Origin of the sequence: Exiguobacterium sp. s5, assembly GCF_018618075.1 — a bacterium.
GTDB classification, from domain to species: domain Bacteria; phylum Bacillota; class Bacilli; order Exiguobacteriales; family Exiguobacteriaceae; genus Exiguobacterium; species Exiguobacterium mexicanum_A.
On record NZ_JACSLK010000002.1, the window covers coordinates 323,506 to 340,622 of the forward strand.

Annotated in this window: 17 protein-coding genes and 1 other RNA gene; 4 read left to right on the forward strand and 14 right to left on the reverse strand. The window is 54.7% G+C overall.

The window, feature by feature from the left end; all coding sequences use genetic code 11:
• Positions 1-28 precede the first annotated feature (28 nt).
• The 7 genes from mltG to KNP60_RS05780 all read right to left on the reverse strand — a co-directional run bounded on the left by mltG (position 29) and on the right by KNP60_RS05780 (position 8,201).
• Entirely contained in the window at positions 29-1,171 is a 1,143-nt protein-coding gene (gene mltG, locus KNP60_RS05750) for an endolytic transglycosylase MltG (RefSeq protein WP_138859711.1), read from the reverse strand.
• A gap of 71 nt (positions 1,172-1,242) precedes the next feature.
• Complete coding sequence (locus KNP60_RS05755; protein ID WP_034776918.1) at positions 1,243-1,545, reverse strand: DUF1292 domain-containing protein; 303 nt, start codon at positions 1,543-1,545, stop codon at positions 1,243-1,245.
• 13 nt (positions 1,546-1,558) lie between these two features.
• On the reverse strand, positions 1,559-1,981 hold the full coding sequence (gene ruvX / locus KNP60_RS05760) for a Holliday junction resolvase RuvX (RefSeq protein WP_034776916.1): 423 nt from the start codon (positions 1,979-1,981) through the stop codon (positions 1,559-1,561).
• A 1-nt stretch (position 1,982) separates the two neighbouring features.
• Positions 1,983-2,249 carry an IreB family regulatory phosphoprotein gene (locus KNP60_RS05765; protein WP_029595797.1) on the reverse strand — a complete coding sequence of 89 codons (267 nt, stop codon included), beginning with the start codon at positions 2,247-2,249 and terminating at the stop codon, positions 1,983-1,985.
• A gap of 37 nt (positions 2,250-2,286) precedes the next feature.
• Positions 2,287-4,926, reverse strand: a complete 2,640-nt coding sequence (gene alaS / locus KNP60_RS05770; protein ID WP_214787909.1) for an alanine--tRNA ligase — start codon at positions 4,924-4,926, stop codon at positions 2,287-2,289.
• Between the two features lie 310 nt (positions 4,927-5,236).
• Positions 5,237-7,444, reverse strand: a complete 2,208-nt coding sequence (recD2, locus tag KNP60_RS05775; RefSeq protein ID WP_034779798.1) for an SF1B family DNA helicase RecD2 — start codon at positions 7,442-7,444, stop codon at positions 5,237-5,239.
• A 70-nt stretch (positions 7,445-7,514) separates the two neighbouring features.
• Positions 7,515-8,201, reverse strand: a complete 687-nt coding sequence (locus KNP60_RS05780; RefSeq protein WP_214797074.1) for a magnesium and cobalt transport protein CorA — start codon at positions 8,199-8,201, stop codon at positions 7,515-7,517.
• Positions 8,202-8,319: 118 nt separating this feature from the next.
• Between KNP60_RS05780 and KNP60_RS05785 the strand changes: the two genes are divergently transcribed.
• The 3 genes from KNP60_RS05785 to KNP60_RS05795 all read left to right on the forward strand — a co-directional run bounded on the left by KNP60_RS05785 (position 8,320) and on the right by KNP60_RS05795 (position 9,649).
• The gene (locus tag KNP60_RS05785; protein WP_214797075.1) at positions 8,320-8,868 is read left to right on the forward strand and encodes a VOC family protein; all 549 of its coding nucleotides are present in this window, start codon (positions 8,320-8,322) and stop codon (positions 8,866-8,868) included.
• 62 nt (positions 8,869-8,930) lie between these two features.
• Positions 8,931-9,206: a hypothetical protein gene (locus KNP60_RS05790; protein WP_214797076.1), complete on the forward strand. Its 276-nt coding sequence runs from the start codon at positions 8,931-8,933 to the stop codon at positions 9,204-9,206.
• Positions 9,203-9,649, forward strand: a complete 447-nt coding sequence (locus tag KNP60_RS05795; protein WP_214797077.1) for a hypothetical protein — start codon at positions 9,203-9,205, stop codon at positions 9,647-9,649. Before KNP60_RS05790 ends, KNP60_RS05795 begins: the two co-directional genes overlap by 4 nt.
• A gap of 44 nt (positions 9,650-9,693) precedes the next feature.
• Here KNP60_RS05795 and KNP60_RS05800 read toward each other — a convergent pair whose 3' ends face one another.
• The 4 genes from KNP60_RS05800 to cymR are packed head-to-tail and all read right to left on the reverse strand — an operon-like array spanning position 9,694 to position 13,050.
• Positions 9,694-10,359: a tetratricopeptide repeat protein gene (locus KNP60_RS05800; RefSeq protein ID WP_214797078.1), complete on the reverse strand. Its 666-nt coding sequence runs from the start codon at positions 10,357-10,359 to the stop codon at positions 9,694-9,696.
• 4 nt (positions 10,360-10,363) lie between these two features.
• On the reverse strand, positions 10,364-11,485 hold the full coding sequence (mnmA, locus tag KNP60_RS05805; RefSeq protein WP_214797079.1) for a tRNA 2-thiouridine(34) synthase MnmA: 1,122 nt from the start codon (positions 11,483-11,485) through the stop codon (positions 10,364-10,366).
• Positions 11,486-11,488: 3 nt separating this feature from the next.
• Positions 11,489-12,625 carry a cysteine desulfurase family protein gene (locus KNP60_RS05810; RefSeq protein WP_138859718.1) on the reverse strand — a complete coding sequence of 379 codons (1,137 nt, stop codon included), beginning with the start codon at positions 12,623-12,625 and terminating at the stop codon, positions 11,489-11,491.
• Positions 12,626-12,642: 17 nt separating this feature from the next.
• On the reverse strand, positions 12,643-13,050 hold the full coding sequence (gene cymR, locus KNP60_RS05815) for a cysteine metabolism transcriptional regulator CymR (protein WP_021066920.1): 408 nt from the start codon (positions 13,048-13,050) through the stop codon (positions 12,643-12,645).
• A 60-nt stretch (positions 13,051-13,110) separates the two neighbouring features.
• Here cymR and KNP60_RS05820 point away from each other — a divergent pair, with 60 nt between their 5' ends.
• Positions 13,111-14,418 (forward strand): replication-associated recombination protein A, encoded by a 1,308-nt coding sequence (locus KNP60_RS05820; protein ID WP_034776901.1) that lies wholly within the window; start codon positions 13,111-13,113, stop codon positions 14,416-14,418.
• A gap of 23 nt (positions 14,419-14,441) precedes the next feature.
• Here KNP60_RS05820 and KNP60_RS05825 read toward each other — a convergent pair whose 3' ends face one another.
• The 3 genes from KNP60_RS05825 to KNP60_RS05835 all read right to left on the reverse strand — a co-directional run bounded on the left by KNP60_RS05825 (position 14,442) and on the right by KNP60_RS05835 (position 16,780).
• A complete protein-coding gene (locus KNP60_RS05825; RefSeq protein WP_034776899.1) occupies positions 14,442-15,209 on the reverse strand; it encodes a tRNA threonylcarbamoyladenosine dehydratase in 768 nt (255 codons plus the stop codon).
• Positions 15,210-15,303: 94 nt separating this feature from the next.
• A non-coding RNA gene (ssrS, locus tag KNP60_RS05830) (6S RNA) lies at positions 15,304-15,490 on the reverse strand.
• 75 nt (positions 15,491-15,565) lie between these two features.
• Positions 15,566-16,780 (reverse strand): DASH family cryptochrome, encoded by a 1,215-nt coding sequence (locus KNP60_RS05835; RefSeq protein ID WP_214797080.1) that lies wholly within the window; start codon positions 16,778-16,780, stop codon positions 15,566-15,568.
• Between the last annotated feature and the right edge of the window lie 337 nt (positions 16,781-17,117).

Consider the following 17,117-nt stretch of genomic DNA (forward strand, 5'->3'; position numbering starts at 1 on the left):
GAAGCCAAGGCTTCCGGTCGCATATCCGTCAATTGTTGTTTGCTTCTTCGAACGCTTCCCATTCTGGACGATACTTGTTGACGTTCTGTTGGTGCGCCTCGTACTCCACTTCGAACAAGACTTCCCCGTTCGGGAATCCTTCACGCGGTGGTCGGGCGTAGAAATAAACGTTATCCGTATCGTTCGGATTGAGCGTGGCGACGAACGCGTCACGACTGACCGCAGCGATTGGTCCGATTGGGATCCCTTCGTAGCGGTATGTGTTATAAAGTGAATCGTTTTGGAGATCGTTGAACGATGTGAAAATCGAAGTCTCCCCGGTACCGTACCAGACGGTCGGGTCGGACTGCAACTTCATGCCATCGGCCAGACGGTTCTCGAACACACCTGCGATCTCTTGACGGTCTTCCGTCGAGACCGCTTCTTTCTCAACGATCGAGGCGAGCGATAACGTCTCATGGAACGTGCGTCCCGACGCTTCGACCGCATCGCCGTATTCGAGATAGAGCTGTTCGGTCGGCTTGAGCATCTCATCGATGATCTGAGTGAGCGTCACACCTTTATCGAACTCATACGTTGCCGGGAACAAGTAACCTTCGAGCGGGTGATAAATTCCGTCGGCGAGCACTTCGTCCGTCAGCATCTCATGCTCATTGACGAGCGAGCGGATATACTCCTCGTCGCTCAGTTGGTCCGAAATCTCTTCTTTCGGAATATCAGCCTGTTTTGCGAGACGCGAGATGACTTGGTCGATCGTAAAGCCTTCCGGGATCACCAATTTGATATCCGGGACGACGATGACTTTCCCCGTCTTCAACGTGGCGATTAACTCGTCAAGTGATTGTGACGGAGACAACGTATACGTCCCCGCTTGGAACGATGATTCATTTTTAAACCGTGTGTAAAAACGGAAAATCGTGCTATTCCTCACGAGGCCATTCTCTTCGAGTAGTTCGCCAATGTAACCAGAACCTGCACCGAGTGGAACCTCGACCTCGACCGTTTCGGTCGAAGCTGGGTCAACGGGTTCAAGCGATCGTTTCACGAACGCATAAGATACCGCGGCACCTGTGGCGATCACTAGAAGAAAGACAGCAAGGATGATAACCGTAATTCGCCGAACAATCCGGTTACGTGCACGCTTCTCATCAAACATCGATGGATGGTTCATGCGCATTTCTCCCCTGTTCTTCTGTTATGAAGATGGGCGACGAGGGTTTCCCCTAGTCGCCCGTCCACGTATTAGTCTAAACCAACTTCGTCATTGACGATATCGAACGCTTCCATGACTTCCTCGAAGTCATCATCGTCTTCGACGAGCTTCAAGATGAACTCGCCATCTTCAAGTTCTTCGATTTCAAACGCGTACACTTCGATTGTGTCGTCATCTTCGTCTTCTGTTTCTGGATTGCCGACCGGCTCAAGAACGACAAACGTCTTCTTCGAGCGGTCGCTCGTCATCCGGAAAATTTCTGCAAATAAATGCTCGTCTCCATTTTCGTCTGGAATACGGTACATTTCTTCTTCACGACGGATTTCTGCCATGAGTAATTCCTCCTTATTTGCCTGCACGATCCAGGTAATTTTGTAAAATCATGACGGCTGCCATCTTATCGATGACGGCCTTTCTCTTTTTTCGGCTGACGTCTGCTGAAATGAGCATCCGCTCCGCTTGCATCGTCGTCAAACGCTCGTCGACGAGAACTGTCGGCAAACCGGTCGCTTCGGTGAGGGCCGCGGCAAACGCCTGTGACGCCTCGCCCCGAGGTCCGATTGTCGCGTTCATGTTCTTCGGGAGGCCGACAACGACTTCTTTCACATCGTACTGCTCAATAATCGGTTGAAGCAGACGGACAGCTTCCTCAAAGTCCGGCTCGGTCCAGTAGACCGTCTCCACACCTTGCGCCGTCCATCCCATGAGGTCGCTCACGGCGACCCCAATCGTCTTCGAACCGACATCGAGCCCCATGACTCGCTTCATATTAATCCTCTCTACGATCGTTCAAATACGATTTGACCAGCTCTTCGAGCAGCTCATCTCGTTCGATTTTGCGAATTAAGTTTCGCGCATCGTTATGACGCGGGATGTAGGCAGGGTCACCTGACAACAAGTATCCGACGATTTGATTGATCGGTTGGTAGCCTTTCTCCTCGAGTGCTTGATACACCGTGATCAGTGTCTCCCGAGTGTTGGCTCGATTATCATCTTCTGGAAAATTGAATTGCATCGTGCGATCCATTTGGCTCACAAGAATCCACCTCTTTCCGTTTGCACTTCACACTCTATTATGCCAGTGATTGAACGTAATGTGAAGCGAACTTCAATGCTTCATCCAGTTTTGTCGCATCACGGCCTCCGGCTTGCGCCATGTCAGGACGGCCTCCGCCGCCTCCGCCACAACGTGTCGCCACTTCTTTGATCAATTTCCCGGCATGGAAGCCACGGTCGTTCAAGTCTTTCGTCACACCTGCGACGAGGTTGACCTTGTCGCCGTTCGCCGAGCCGAGCAAGATGACGGCCGAGCCGAGCTTGCCTTTCAATTCGTCGACCATGCCACGCAGCGCGTCCATATCTTGTCCGTCGACGCGCTTAGCGATCAATTGGACATCACCGAACGTCTCGATGGCGTCTGTGAGTGACGATGCTTCGATGTTGGCGAGTTTCGCTTTGAGCGATTCGCTCGCGCGTTCAAGTTCTTTCATTTCAGTTTGAAGCGCTTGGACACGCGTCGGCACTTCAAGTGGTTTTGTCTTGAGCAGTTTCGCTGCCGTCTCGAGCGTCTCGATGTGCTGGTTCATCACTTCGTAAGCACCAGCTCCTGTGACCGCCTCGATGCGACGTGTACCGGCTCCGATTCCTGATTCCGACAAGATTTTGAAGAGACCGATTTCCGCCGTGTTGCCGACGTGGCAACCACCGCAAAGTTCGACCGAGTCACCGGCAGCGACGACGCGGACGACATCCCCGTACTTCTCACCGAAGAGCGCCATCGCACCTTTCGCTTTCGCATCGGCGATGTTCATTTCTTCGATATCGACAGCGATTGACGCCCAGATGCGTTCGTTCACTTGACGTTCAATCGATTGGAGCTCTTCAGCCGTCACTTGGCCGAAGTGAGAGAAGTCAAAGCGAAGACGGTCTGGTGTCACGAGCGAACCTGCTTGGTTGACGTGCTCACCGAGCGTGTCTTTCAACGCGCGATGCAACAAGTGCGTCGCTGTGTGGTTTTTGATGATCGCTTGACGCGAGCTTTGATCGACCGTAGCCGTCACCGCGACTTCTGCCTTGGCGACACCTGACGTGACCGTGACCGTATGCAAGTTTTGGCCATTCGGCGCTTTCGAGACGTCTTTCACGTGAAGGACGAAGTCCGACCCGACGATTTGTCCTTTATCGCCGATTTGACCGCCGCTCTCAGCGTAGAATGGCGTCTGATCGAGGATGACTTGTGCTTCTTCCCCTGCCGCGACGACGTCAACGAGCTCTCCATCATGAATCAAGCTGATGATTTTCGCTTCAGTTCCGAGGTTCGTGTACCCGACGAATGATGATGGAAGCGTAATTTCCGCAAGAACGCCTGACTGGATTTGCATCGACTCAACGTCGGCACGGGCAGTCCGAGCGCGTTCACGCTGAGCGTTCATCGCTTGTTTGAATCCATCCTCGTCGACCGTCAATTTGTGGTCTTCGGCGTACTCGATCGTCAACTCGAGCGGGAAACCGTACGTATCGTAGAGACGGAACGCATCTTCACCGCTGATGACGTTCGAACCGGCCGCTTTTTGTGCTTTCGCGACTTCGTTCAAGATAGCAAGACCGTCATGAAGCGTCTCGTGGAAACGCTCTTCTTCATTCTTGACGACTTTCTTGATGAAGTCTTTCTTCTCACGGACTTCAGGGTAGAAGTCGACCATGATGTCGCCGACGACGTCGACGAGCTCATACATGAACGGACGCTCGATGCCTAGCATCTTCGCATAGCGGACGGCCCGGCGGAGCAAACGACGAAGCACGTAGCCACGGCCTTCGTTCGATGGGAGCGCCCCGTCGCCGATCGCGAACGAGACGGTGCGGATGTGGTCAGCGATGACTTTGAACGCCACATCTTTGCTGCTGTCGGTGCGGTACGTCTCGCCGCTGATTTTCTCTGTCTCGCGGATGATTGGCATGAACAAGTCCGTGTCGAAGTTCGTCGGTACGTCTTGCATGACGCTCGCCATCCGCTCGAGACCCATCCCTGTATCAATGTTTTTCCGTGGGAGCTCGGTATAGTTGCCGTGCCCGTCATGGTTGAACTGACTGAAAACGATGTTCCAAATTTCAAGGTAACGCTCGTTCTCGCCGCCCGGGTATAGTTCTGGGTCGGTCGGGTCGTCGCCGAACGCAGGTCCGCGATCGAAAAAGATTTCTGTGTTCGGGCCAGACGGGCCTTCCCCGATTTCCCAGAAGTTCTCTTCGAGTGGGATGATGCGGTCGGCCGGCACGCCGAGTGCGAGCCAAAGTTGTTTCGCTTCTTCATCTTCCGGGTGAATCGTCACCGACAAGCGATCCGGGTCGAGCCCGTACCATTCGTCGCTCGTCAGAAGTTCCCAGCCCCATTTGATCGCGTCTTCGCGGAAGTAATCACCGACCGAGAAGTTCCCGAGCATTTCGAAGAACGTATGGTGACGCGCCGTCTTCCCGACGTTCTCGATATCGTTTGTCCGAATCGACTTCTGCGCGTTGACGATGCGCGGGTTGGCTGGAATGACACGGCCGTCAAAGTATTTTTTGAGCGTCGCGACGCCTGAGTTGATCCAAAGAAGCGTCGGATCTTCGACCGGTACGAGTGAGGCACTCGGCTCGACACTGTGTCCTTTCGATTTGAAGAAATCTAAATACATTTGGCGAATCTGTGCGCCAGTTAATGGTTTGAGCGGTTTCATCAACAATTCCTCCTTCAGTTTAAACGAAACGAAAAAAAGCGATGCTCATCCCTGTGGAAAGGGACGAAAGCATCGCTTCGTGGTACCACCCTCGTTCGCACGGCAAAGCCGTGCCTCGAACATCCGATAACGCGGATGAGGCGCCCAGGGTGAGTGGGGACTCCAGACTAGCTTCGGTCGACCGGACCCCCATCTTCTCACAGCCTAGGAAGATGTCTCTGGTGAGGCGGTTACGACGTACTCATTTCCTTCATCGTCTTTAATCGTTTCAGTTTTCTATTCGTCATTATCACACGTCAATCGGGAGACGTCAAGACTTGCCGCCTAGCCGCTCGACGAGTTTCGTTCGCCGCACCGGCTCTTCTTCTCGCGTCGCCGCCTCGAGGGCACGGACGTCTCCGAACAAGAGCAAACTCTTCTTCGCCCGGGTGACGGCCGTATAAATCAAGTTGCGCGACGAGCGGAAGCCGCCGTTGAAGAAGACGGGCATGAGCACGATCGGGAACTCGGAACCTTGTGACTTATGGATGGTGATGGCATAGGCGTGGGTGAACTGGTCCCATTCGCTCCGGTTATACTCGACCTCGGTCTGATCGAAGCGGATATAGATTTTGTCGACCTTGTCGACGTTTTCTTTCGCATAGAAAATGTTCGTGATTTCACCGATATCGCCGTTATAAACGTTCTCCTCGGCGTTATTGACGAGTTGGAGCACTTTATCCCCGTTTCGGTACGTCCGGTTGCCGTGTTTCACTTCACGGGCCGCCGATTTCGGATTGAACACGTTTTGGAGCGCCTCGTTCAATCCGTCGATGCCGCATACCCCACGGTACGTCGGCGCGAGCACTTGGATATCGAATGGGGAATAACCTTTTCGCAGCGCGGCCCCGGCCATTTGACAGATCGCCTGGAGCGCCGTCTCTTGGTTGGCCGTATAAAAGCGGCGGTCCGGCAGTGCCGCGAGCAAATCGTCCGGCATCTGTTTCGCGTTGAGTGCGTGCGCCAAACGCAGGATGCTCGACTCGGACGCCTGCCGATGGACGACATCGAGCCGGACGACGGGAATCCCGTCGGTCGCCATCAAATCGGCGAGCACTTGGCCCGGTCCGACCGAAGGCAATTGATCCCGGTCACCGACGAAGAGGATTTTCATCCCGTTCGGCACGGCCCGAAGCAGGCTGCGGAACAAGAAGATATCAATCATCGACGCCTCGTCGACGATGAGCACTTTTCCGACGAGCGGATTCGTGTCATCGACTTGGAACGAGCTACCATCAAACTTTAAGAGACGGTGAATCGTCGAGGCTGGCAAGCCCGTCGACTCACTGAGCCGTTTCGCGGCCCGGCCGGTCGGTGCGGCGAGCACGAACGGGAACGGTTGGTTCTGTACCGGTTCAAGCTTCCAGTCGAACACGTCGCTGAGCGCGTGGATGATACCGCGGACGACGGTCGTTTTACCGGTCCCGGGTCCGCCTGTCAGCACCATGAGCGGTGACTTCAAGGCAAGCTCGATCGCCTCTCGTTGTTGCTTGGCATACTCGATCGAGAACATCTCCTCGACGCGACCGACCGCATCAAAAATCGTCGTCATATCGACATCTTCCGTCGTCGATGTCGACATGATGCGCGCGAGTTCCTCGGCCGCTTTTTGTTCGGCCCGGTACACGCGTGGATGATAGACGACCCCGTCCTCGACGATGACTCGTTCGTCATTCGCGAGCGTCTCGAGCGCCGAGACGAGCGCCTCGCCCGGGTCGCCGCCGATGATGCGCGGCATCTCATTCGCGAGCTGATCGGCCGTGACGAACAAGTGCCCGTTCCCTTGCTCGAGCTCGAGCACGTACAACACGGCCGCCGCGATCCGTTCCGGGTGAATCCCTTGGATGCCAAAGTGGGCGGCAATGGCGTCGGCCGTCTTGAAGCCGATGCCTTGAACGTCATACATGAGGGCGTATGGATTTTTCTCGATCGTCTCCATCGCCCGACCTTCATACTCTTTATGAATCTTCGAGGCGAGTCGCGGTGTGACGTCGAACGGCGCCAAAAACAACAGCAACTGATCGACCCCATACAACACGTTCAACCGCTCGGTGATGACGCGGGCCTGCTTTTCTTTCAAGCCGTCGACGTTCGACAAGATACTCGGATGCTTAACGATTTGGTCGATGCAGTCGTCTCCGAGTGCGTCAGCAATCTTTTGGGCCGTTTTTTGCCCGATTCCCGGGAAAGAGCCGTTCGTCAAAAACCGGACGGCCGCCCGTTTCGTCATCGGGACGACACGGCGGATCCATTCCGCTTTCATCTGTTTCCCGAATCGGGGATGGTCGACGAGACGCCCGTGCGCTTTATACGTCTCTCCTTTTTCAATGCCGACGCCGACACCGGCGATGACCATCTCGGTCTCGTCTGTCTCAAAGTTCTTTTCTTTTATACGTACGAGCGCGATCGTGTGCGCTTCTTCTTCCGATTGAAACAGGACGCGGATGACTTTTCCTGTCAACTCGTAAGGTGCTGCCATCATTCGAGCCACCTCCAGCTAGTTTTCCATCCCCCATTATAGCCCGAGTTTGAACGGTAGGACAAATCGCCTAACTGAACAGGTTGAGGATGCGCTCGAGCTGGTCGAGGTCGACACGTTCAAGAATCCGAATCAGCTGATCGACATCGATTCGGTTCAAGATGCGCTCAAGTTGCTCCAAGTCCACGGTTTCAAGCAGTCGTTCGAACCGTTCCAGCTCCCCCGAATTAACATAACCTTCGAGCCGCTCGAACAGCTCGGTCCGCTCGACACGAAACAGTTGCTCAAGCGATGGTCGCTGAATCAACAGCACAAGTCCCGCGGCGATGACTTGGACGCCCCAGTTCAACACGACGTGACCGAGCCGTACCGTCTGTCCGACAAACGGGACGAGCGGGATGAACGACAGCTGCAACACGATGATCCCTAGCTGGACGTACGGGTTCGGGATGAACCAAGCCACGAGGGCAAGCAGGGCCGGGACGACCCACGCCACCCCGACCGCACCAAACGTCACGGACCAGGACTTGTTCGCCGACAATACCCAATGCATGACGACACCGATCACAAAAAATGTCGCAAACAGGAGTAACAGCACGGTCGTCGCCCGTTCCGACTCGACGACGACCCGGAACAAGAGATTATTCGTCCACTCGCCCGTCGCGAGACGATTATCGACTTCGATGAACAGACGACCGAGCATGAACCATTCGATGATGAAAAAAATAACGACGCTGACCAAACTAAACATCCGCATATGATTTCTCCCCTCTCACATTGCTAATCCATTTCCCGAACACTCGGACGGCTATGCACGTTTTTCGTCGAATCAAAGCGGGAACTGTTCGAGTGAACCTATGAAGGAGGGATTATGTATGATGAACCGTATTCCAATCAGTGGCCTGTGTGAACTCGTGTTAGAAGTGACCGACATGACCGAGGCCGTCGATTTTTGGCACGGCAAGCTCGGACTGCCCGTCGTCGAACAATGGGTCGGTGATGATGCCGAGCCGAGCGAGGCACAGGAGCACGCGGACGAACCTTGGGCGACGTGGCTCTATGTCGGTGGGAATACGCGCCTCGGCCTTTGGCTGAAACGAGATTTCACGTCAGAAGAAGAATCGAATCGCCAAGAGGACGTGACCGAGTGGGACACGCTCTATGATGAAGGCGGCGCCCACGTCCACTGCGCATTTTTCGTTCCGATGGAGTCGTTCGACCAAGCGCTCGAAGTGTTAGAGGCGTCAAACATCCCGACGAAACTCCGGACGTGGGACGAGGACGAGACGGTCAACGGCAAAGAGCGCTCGGCCTACTTTAAAGACCCGAGCAAGAACGTCATCGAGCTGTATACGAAAAACATGGACGAGGCGTACGAGAAGTTCGGCGGCGAGCCCGTAAAAATCACGACGAAGCAACTCTGATTCACATATACGCTCGACACCCCACATGATAAGATGAGAGAAAATGGAAAAGGTTGTGTTTTATGCGTTTCTTCCCACTTCTGATCATGACTGGGTTAACCATTCTCACGCTCGGACTCTATTTCGTGATCGATGCGTTTCCTACGCTCGACCGGCCGACTTCGTTTGCCGCCTTATCGTTCTTTTCATTCGGGGCCATGTTGCTCATCTTAGCGGATGGGGTCCGTCGGGCCAAATCAGGAACGGGCGTCGCGTGGAGTTATATCGCGCTCGCCGGCACGTTGTTCGTGACGATTTTTAATGTTTCGGTTTGGGTCATCGGGGAGGTGGCTTCATGACGCTCATCTTACCAACATGCATCACCGGTTTTTCATACGGCGACTGCCCTACCCCCGAGTTTGATGATCAATCGTTCCGAACGGTTTGTTTCGATTACGCCCGTCGTAAAGGTGGGACGTGTAGCATCATCCTCGGGGACTCGGTCACCCCGAACTATGATCAAGCGACCATCACCATCCGAGGACGCAGCATCTATGTGCTGCTCAGCAGAGTTTATCCCGTCATCGGCATCTCAAAATATGAACCGTTTGAGTACGAGTACATCGATGTGCCCGAACTGACCGATTTATTTCCTGATTTATATCAAATCCCATCAGCGGCGGAGTTGAATGAGCGGTTCGATTTGTCACTACAGCCGTTTCTGAACAAGGCGGAACGCGAAGAAATCGAATATTGGGAACCAGAAACAATTGGAAACGTCATCTTCCATTATTGGGACTAACAAAAAGCGCCTCTCGCAAACACTGCGAGAAGCGCTTTATTGATTCAGTTACCGAGCAGCTCATCCATTTTCGCTTTCGCGTCAAAGGCGAGCGCATGGTCCGGTTGCAACTCGAGCACACGCTCAAGCTCGGCGTACGTCTTATCTTGTTCACCGAGGAACGCGTAAGCGATCGCCAAGTTGTAGCGGGCGTCCGTATGGCTCGCGTCGAGGTCGAGCGTATGCTCGAGCGCTTCGACGGCCTCGTCGAGCTGTTCGTTCTGCGCGAGCGCGAGCCCGTATTGGAACGAAATCTCGACGTCTTCCGGCGCCTGCTTCATCGCTTCCCGGAGACGCGGCAACGCCCGGACGAAATCGCCCATCGCCTTGTACGTCAAGCCGAGCATGAAATGAAGGTCGGCGTCGTCCATCCCGGCGAGGAGCGCCTGACGCAGAGATGCCTCGGCCAAGTCGAGCTGTTCGAGCTCATAGGCGAGCGCTCCCTTCGCATAATGCGCCGCGCCGAACGCGTTGTCGAGTTCGAGCGCCTTATCGTAAAAGACGACGGCCCGTTCATGGTCGCCGATCGCTTGCAAGAGCGTACCCATGTTGACGTAACCGGTCGGGTCCGTCGGGTCCGCTTCGATGGCAGCATTGAACTGCTTGGCCGCCTGTTCGAACTCACCTTGTTGCATCGCTTGGATGCCTAATTCGTTTGCGTTCAAAGTCATCACCTCATCCGATATAGTCGAGTCGTTTTCCGTTTCGATACGCTTCGTCAATCGTCGCACCACCGAGGCAGATCTCACCGTCATAGAAGACGACAGCCTGTCCTGGCGTGATGGCACGTTGCAGCTCATCAAATTTGACGAGCACTTCGCCATTTTCAAGTGGCGCGATTGTCACAGGCACGTCTTGTTGACGGTAGCGGAATTTCGCCGTCGCCCGGAACTCGCCTGTTGGTACGGCCCCTGTCCATGACAGCTTCGATGCGAGCAACGCGTCCGAATAGAGCGCGTCATGATGGAACCCTTGGCCGACGTAGAGGATGTTTTCTTCCACGTTTTTGCCGACGACGAACCATGGGTCCCCGTCGCCGCCGATGCCGAGGCCGTGGCGTTGACCGAGCGTGTAATACATGAGCCCGTCATGGTTTCCTTTTTGTTCCCCATCGAGCGTCTGCATGATGCCTGGTTGTGATGGCAAATACTCCGAGAGGAACTCTTTGAAGTTTCGCTCTCCGATAAAGCAAATGCCCGTCGAATCTTTTTTCTTCGCTGTCGCGAGTCCCGCTTCTTCGGCGATGACACGGACGTCTTTCTTGTCCATATGACCAATCGGGAACATCGTCCGCGCGAGTTGGTCTTGTGACAACTGGTTCAAGAAGTACGTTTGGTCTTTGTTGTCATCTTTCCCACGAAGAAGTCGATGCTCACCGTCGACGTACTCGACCCGTGCATAGTGCCCGGTCGCGACGAAGTCGGCACCGAGGCGAAGCGCGTGGTCAAGGAACGCCTTGAACTTGATTTCCTTGTTACACATGACGTCCGGGTTCGGCGTCCGCCCGAGACGGTACTCGGCCAAGAAGTATTCGAACACACGGTCCCAATATTCTTTCTCGAAGTTGACCGCATAATAAGGGATCCCGATTTGGTTCGCGACCGCGATGACGTCTTCATAGTCTTCGGTCGCCGTACAGACACCGTTCTCGTCCGTATCATCCCAGTTTTTCATAAAGATTCCGATGACGTTATACCCTTGCTCTTTCAGCAAATGGGCCGTCACCGATGAATCGACGCCGCCTGACATCCCGACGACGACCGTCGTCTCGGCAGGGGCTTTTGTGCGTAAGTTCATGATTTATCTCACTCCGTTCGTGAATGTCGAGACGACCTCAGAGAGTCGTTCGGCGAGCCGCTCCACGTCTGCGACCGAGTTGCCATGTCCAAAGCTGATGCGGACGGACTGTTTCGTCCGATCCGACGTCCCGAACATCGCCGTCAATACGTGTGACGGTTCAATCGACCCTGCCGTGCAGGCACTGCCGCTCGAGATGGCAAAGCCGCGCATGTCCATCATGATGAGGAACGGTTCAAGTTCGATGCCCGGGAGATACAAGTTGACGATGTGCGGTAAGCGGTTCGCCCCGTTCACGTCATACTCGACTCCGAGTTCATCGAGTCGCTTGAAGAGCGCCTCGGTCATTTGCTGGTACGCGCCCACTCGTTCGACCTGTTCGATTTTGGCCAGTTCGGCTGCTTGTTGGAACCCGACGGCACCCGGAACGTTTTCCGTGCCGGCTCGACGTTTCCGTTCTTGTTGTCCTCCAAAAGAACGCGTCGCTAATTTTACACCTGTTTTTATAAAAAGAAAACCGATACCTTTCGGGCCATTGATTTTATGGGCCGAGGCCGACAATAAATCGACCCCGAGCGCCTTGACGTCAATCGTTTCCGTGCCGAGCGCTTGGACCGCGTCCGTATGGAAATAGGCCTGATGGTCGGCGAGGAGCGCACCGATTTCCGCAATCGGTTGAAGTGTGCCGACCTCGTTGTTGCCGTACATGACCGAGACGAGGATCGTATCGTCCCGGAGCGCAGCACGAACGGAGTCAAGCGTCACCGCACCCGTCGCGTCGACATCGAGATACGTCACTTCGAATCCTTCCCGCTCGAGTTGCTCCATCGCGTGCAAGACGGCGTGGTGTTCGACTTTCGTCGTGATCACATGTTTGCCTTTATGTTGATTCGCGTAAGCCGTACCGAACAACGCATAGTTGTCCGACTCGGTGCCGCCCGATGTGAAGACGATCTCGTTCGGGGTCGCCCCGATCCACGTGGCGAGCGTCCGGCGCGAAGTATCCAGTGCGGCGCGCGCCGTCCGTCCGATGCCGTGGATGCTCGACGGGTTGCCATAATGTTCGAGCATATAAGGTGTCATCGCTTCGAGCACTTCCGGACGCATCGGCGTCGTTGCGGCATGATCAAAATAGTTCATATTCGTTCACCTCATCTTTATATATAGAACATATAGCCATCAGAATCTTCTTCAGCGAGATCGGCGAGTGTCGTCTCTTCGAGCACTTTCTCGATCGCCGCTTTGATTTTATCCCAAAGCTTCCGTTTCACGGCATCGTCCGCTTCTGAGTCTTCGACGATTGTGAGCGGCCCTTCGAGCAAGCGGATGATTTCTCCCGCCGTGATGTCCGTTGCCGGTTTGACGAGCTGATAGCCGCCGTACGCCCCGCGGACGCTCTTGACGAGACCGCCGTTGCGAAGTGGACCGATCAACTGCTCTAAGTAATGTTCCGGCAAGTCATGCCGGGCCGCAATCTTTTTCAAGCTGAGCGGTTTATTGTCCGTTTCCCGGGCCAGTGCGATCATGATCGTCAATCCATAACGACCTTTTGTAGATATTTTCATCTTCATGTCTCCTTCTGCTATACTAGTCGAACAAACGTTTGTCGAAAGGAATGTGTACGTATGAGTGATTTATTTCAGCAATCGAATAGCGGCCCGCTCGCCAATCGGATGCGGCCTGAAACGTTAGACGAAGTCATCGGTCAACGCCACATCATCGGCGAAGGCAAATTGCTGCGGCGGGCCATCGAGGCCGACCGCCTCGGCACGATTATCTTGTATGGACCGCCGGGAACGGGCAAGACGACGCTCGCCCGCGTCATCTCGAATTATACGAAAGCGACGTTCGTGCAATTGAACGCCGTCACGGCCAAACTCGATGAACTCCGGAGCGTCATCCGCGAGGCCGAGTCCCGGTTTGATTTCGAGCAAGAACGAACGATTTTATTTTTAGACGAGATTCATCGTTTCAATAAACTGCAACAAGACGCCCTGCTCCCGGCACTAGAGGCCGGGAAGCTCATCTTGATCGGGGCGACGACCGAAAACCCGAGTTTTGAGGTCAACGCGGCGTTGCTGTCGCGCGCGACCGTGTTTCGGCTCGAACCGCCTGGACCAGACGAACTTCGTGTCGTCTTGGAGCGGGCTCTCGCTGATAAAAAGGGACTCGGCAACTATCCCGTCCAAATCGAGGAAGCTGCCGTGGACCATTATATCAAAATGGCGGACGGTGACTACCGTGTCCTGTTGAACGCCCTCGAGCTGGCCGTATTGACGACGCCCGAGGTCGATGGCAAGATTCAAATCACACTCGACGTCGCCGAGGAGTCGATTCAACAAAAAGCCATCAAGTACGACAAGACGGGTGACCGGCACTATGACGTCATCTCGGCGTTCATTAAGTCGATTCGCGGCTCGGACCCGGACGCGGCACTGTACTGGCTCGCCGTCATGATCGAGGCCGGCGAATCACCGCGCTTCATCATGCGCAGGCTCTATGTGCATGCGGCCGAAGATATCGGGCTCAGTGACCCGAACGCGCTCGTCATCGTCGATGCGGCCGCTCGCGCGAGCGAACACGTCGGTTTCCCGGAAGCACGCATCCCGATGGCACAGGCCGTCCTATATCTCGCGACGGCACCGAAATCGAACGCGGTCATCACCGCCATCGATAAGGCGATTCATCACGTCCGGACGGTCGAAGGCGGTCCGGTACCGGTCCATCTCCGTGACGCGCACAGCCCAGGCGCCCGTGAGCTCGGCAACGGTGCCGGATACAAATACCCGCACGACGAGAAAGACGGCTACGTCGCGCAAAACTACTGGCCGGAGAACTTGGCCCGAAAACGTCCTAAATATTATACACCGACGAGCCGTGGCTTCGAGCAACAGCTGCAAAAACGACTCGATTATTGGGAAAAACGACGCTGACTCTTTTGAGCCGCGTCGTTTTTTCATTTCTGGATGCGGTTGATCTCGACACCAGCTGTCTCAAGCATTTGGTTGATGACGTACCCTGCTGCGACGAGGCCGGCGACCGATGGGACGAACGCGTTCGAACTCGGCGGCATCTTCGCTTTACGGATCGGGGCATCTTTCTTCCCGACGACCTCGTTCACGTCTTCGCGTGTCACGATCGGCGACTCGTCTGAAAAGACGACCGGGACGCCTTTATGGATGCGCTCTTTACGGAGACGCGTCCGGACCATTTTGGCGATTGGGTCGTATGTCGTATCCTTGATGTCGACGACTTTGATGCGCGTCGGGTCCATCTTGTTGGCCATGCCCATGCTCGAGATGACCGGGATGCCACGACGTTTGCACTCGACGATCAAGTGGATCTTATAGATGATCGTGTCCGAGGCATCGATGACGAAGTCGAGGTCTTGCGCGAAGAATTCCTCGAACGTCTCTTCCGTGTAGAACATTTTTAATTTGACGAGCTCGAGCTCAGGGTTGATATCGAGGAGGCGTGTCGCCATCGCTTCGACTTTCGGTTGCCCGACCGTCGATAAGAGCGCGTGAATCTGGCGGTTGACGTTCGTGATATCGATATCATCTTTATCGACGAGCACGATTCGTCCGACGCCACTGCGTGCGAGCGCCTCGGCCGCGAACGACCCGACACCGCCGACACCGAGGATGGCGACCGTCTTCCCTTTCAATGTTTCTAAACCTTCTTGACCAATGGCCAACTCATTACGTGAAAACTGGTGTAACATACTCTTCCTCCAAATGAATCCTATTTTCTCACACTATTTTACTCGGAATTATAATCAAAAAAAAGACGCCTAGCGACGTTTTACAATAAAATCGATGGGACCCGGAGTGCCGTGACGATGCCCTGCTTTTGAACCTGCTTAAGCAGGTGGGTGACCTAGCGTCCCCTTCACAAGTCCTCCTGCACGTGATGAGGCAGTTGATCTGGATAGCAGTTCGGTCTCCCGTATTCAAAGTGTTGGCTCAAAATAACGAAGGCGGCTCTCGTACACCTCAGGTATCCCATCTGTTGACCTTACTATAGCACTGTCTGTAAAAAGAAGTCAATCAGAAACGATGACTTCTCGTGACAGTTTCGTCACAACCACATGTTACGAAACGCACCGGTCGGGTCGTACGTATCTTGTTGCCGACTGACGTTGAAATGCCGGTCGCGTGAGTCGTTGCCGACACCGGCCTGGTACGCCCAATTACCGTAGTTGCTCGCGACATCATAGTCAATTAGCGTCGATTCGAAATAGGACGCGCCGATGCGCCAGTCTTGCCCGAGTTCTTTCGCGAAGTAGCTCGCGACGATTTGACGGCCCCGGTTCGACATCCATCCCGTCGCGTTCAACTCACGCATGAACGCATCGACAAAGTCGACGCCTGTCTCACCCGCCTGCCAACGCGCGATGACGTCAGGGTCGACGCGCCACGTCTTTCGTTTCGAACGGATGCCTTGGGCCCGGAACAGTCGTTTCCCTTGCTCGAGTGCGACCCATTGAAAAAATTCACGCCAGAGCAATTCAAAATAGAGCCAATACGTCGACTCATTCGCCCCCTGTGACCGCTCATGTTGCTCGAGCTCGTGTAGCACCCGGCGCGGTGAGAGCGACCCGTTGGCGAGATAAGCCGACAGCTTCGACGAGTCGTCGACCCCGAAGCCGTTTCGTGTCTCTTTATACGTCCGGATTGGCCCCGCCAAATAGGCCGTGAGCCGCTCCCGCCCTGCCCGTTCCCCGCCCTTGAACGGGAACGCGGTATGCTTGCCCTGCTCGGCCCGTTCATAGGCGACAGGGAAATCAATCGGATATGCTTCCCCTTCACGCGGCCGGTCGAAGCGCTTTTCCGGTCTCGCTTCAGCTTCGACAGCTTTTCGAAACTCAGTGAAGAGGAATGGCATGCGCTCGAACGGGATTTCTGCCCGCGGATAGAGCGTGAAGCCGTCAAACGCCTGACTCGAGCCGCGCCACGCGGTAATGATTTCTCGTTCGCGCAGCCGTTCGTTAAAGCCAATCGATCGCTGGAACAATAGCCGGTCGTTCGGGTCGAGCACGTCGAGCGGATGCCCGACATGGACAAACAGAGGGATGCCGAGTGCTGCGAGCGACCCGCCCAAATCTTCGAGCGAATCGTTCAAAAATTGGAGCCGTCTCGGTCCTAGCGGGGTATGCCCGAATCGGTTCTCTGAGAGCTCATCTTCCCGGATGAAATAATGCCCTTCAATCGTGTCCTCGTGCCGGAGCGCCTCCTCGAGCGGACGATGGTCATCGACCCGCAAATCGTTTTGATACCAGATAATCGTCTTCATTGATTTCGCCTCCTGACCTCATTATGGGTCATGAATGCTTGTCTTACATAAGGTGAAGCTGTCCAAAACATGTTTTCATTTCCGCAACGGGTGGAATATACATCATTAGAAACAGAAAGGGGTGCAGCAACATGGCTAGAAAAGGTAAATTTGGTACACTCATTAAAGTCGCGACAGCGGTCGCACCGTTCGTCTACGATTACTATAAAAAGAACAAAGCAAAAAAAGCCTCGACACCTAAAAAGTGAGCAAAGCGCTTCGGACTTCGTCTGAGGCGTTTTTTTCTTGTCGTGAAACCAACTATGATATGATGATGGAACATTTTAGGGAATCGAGG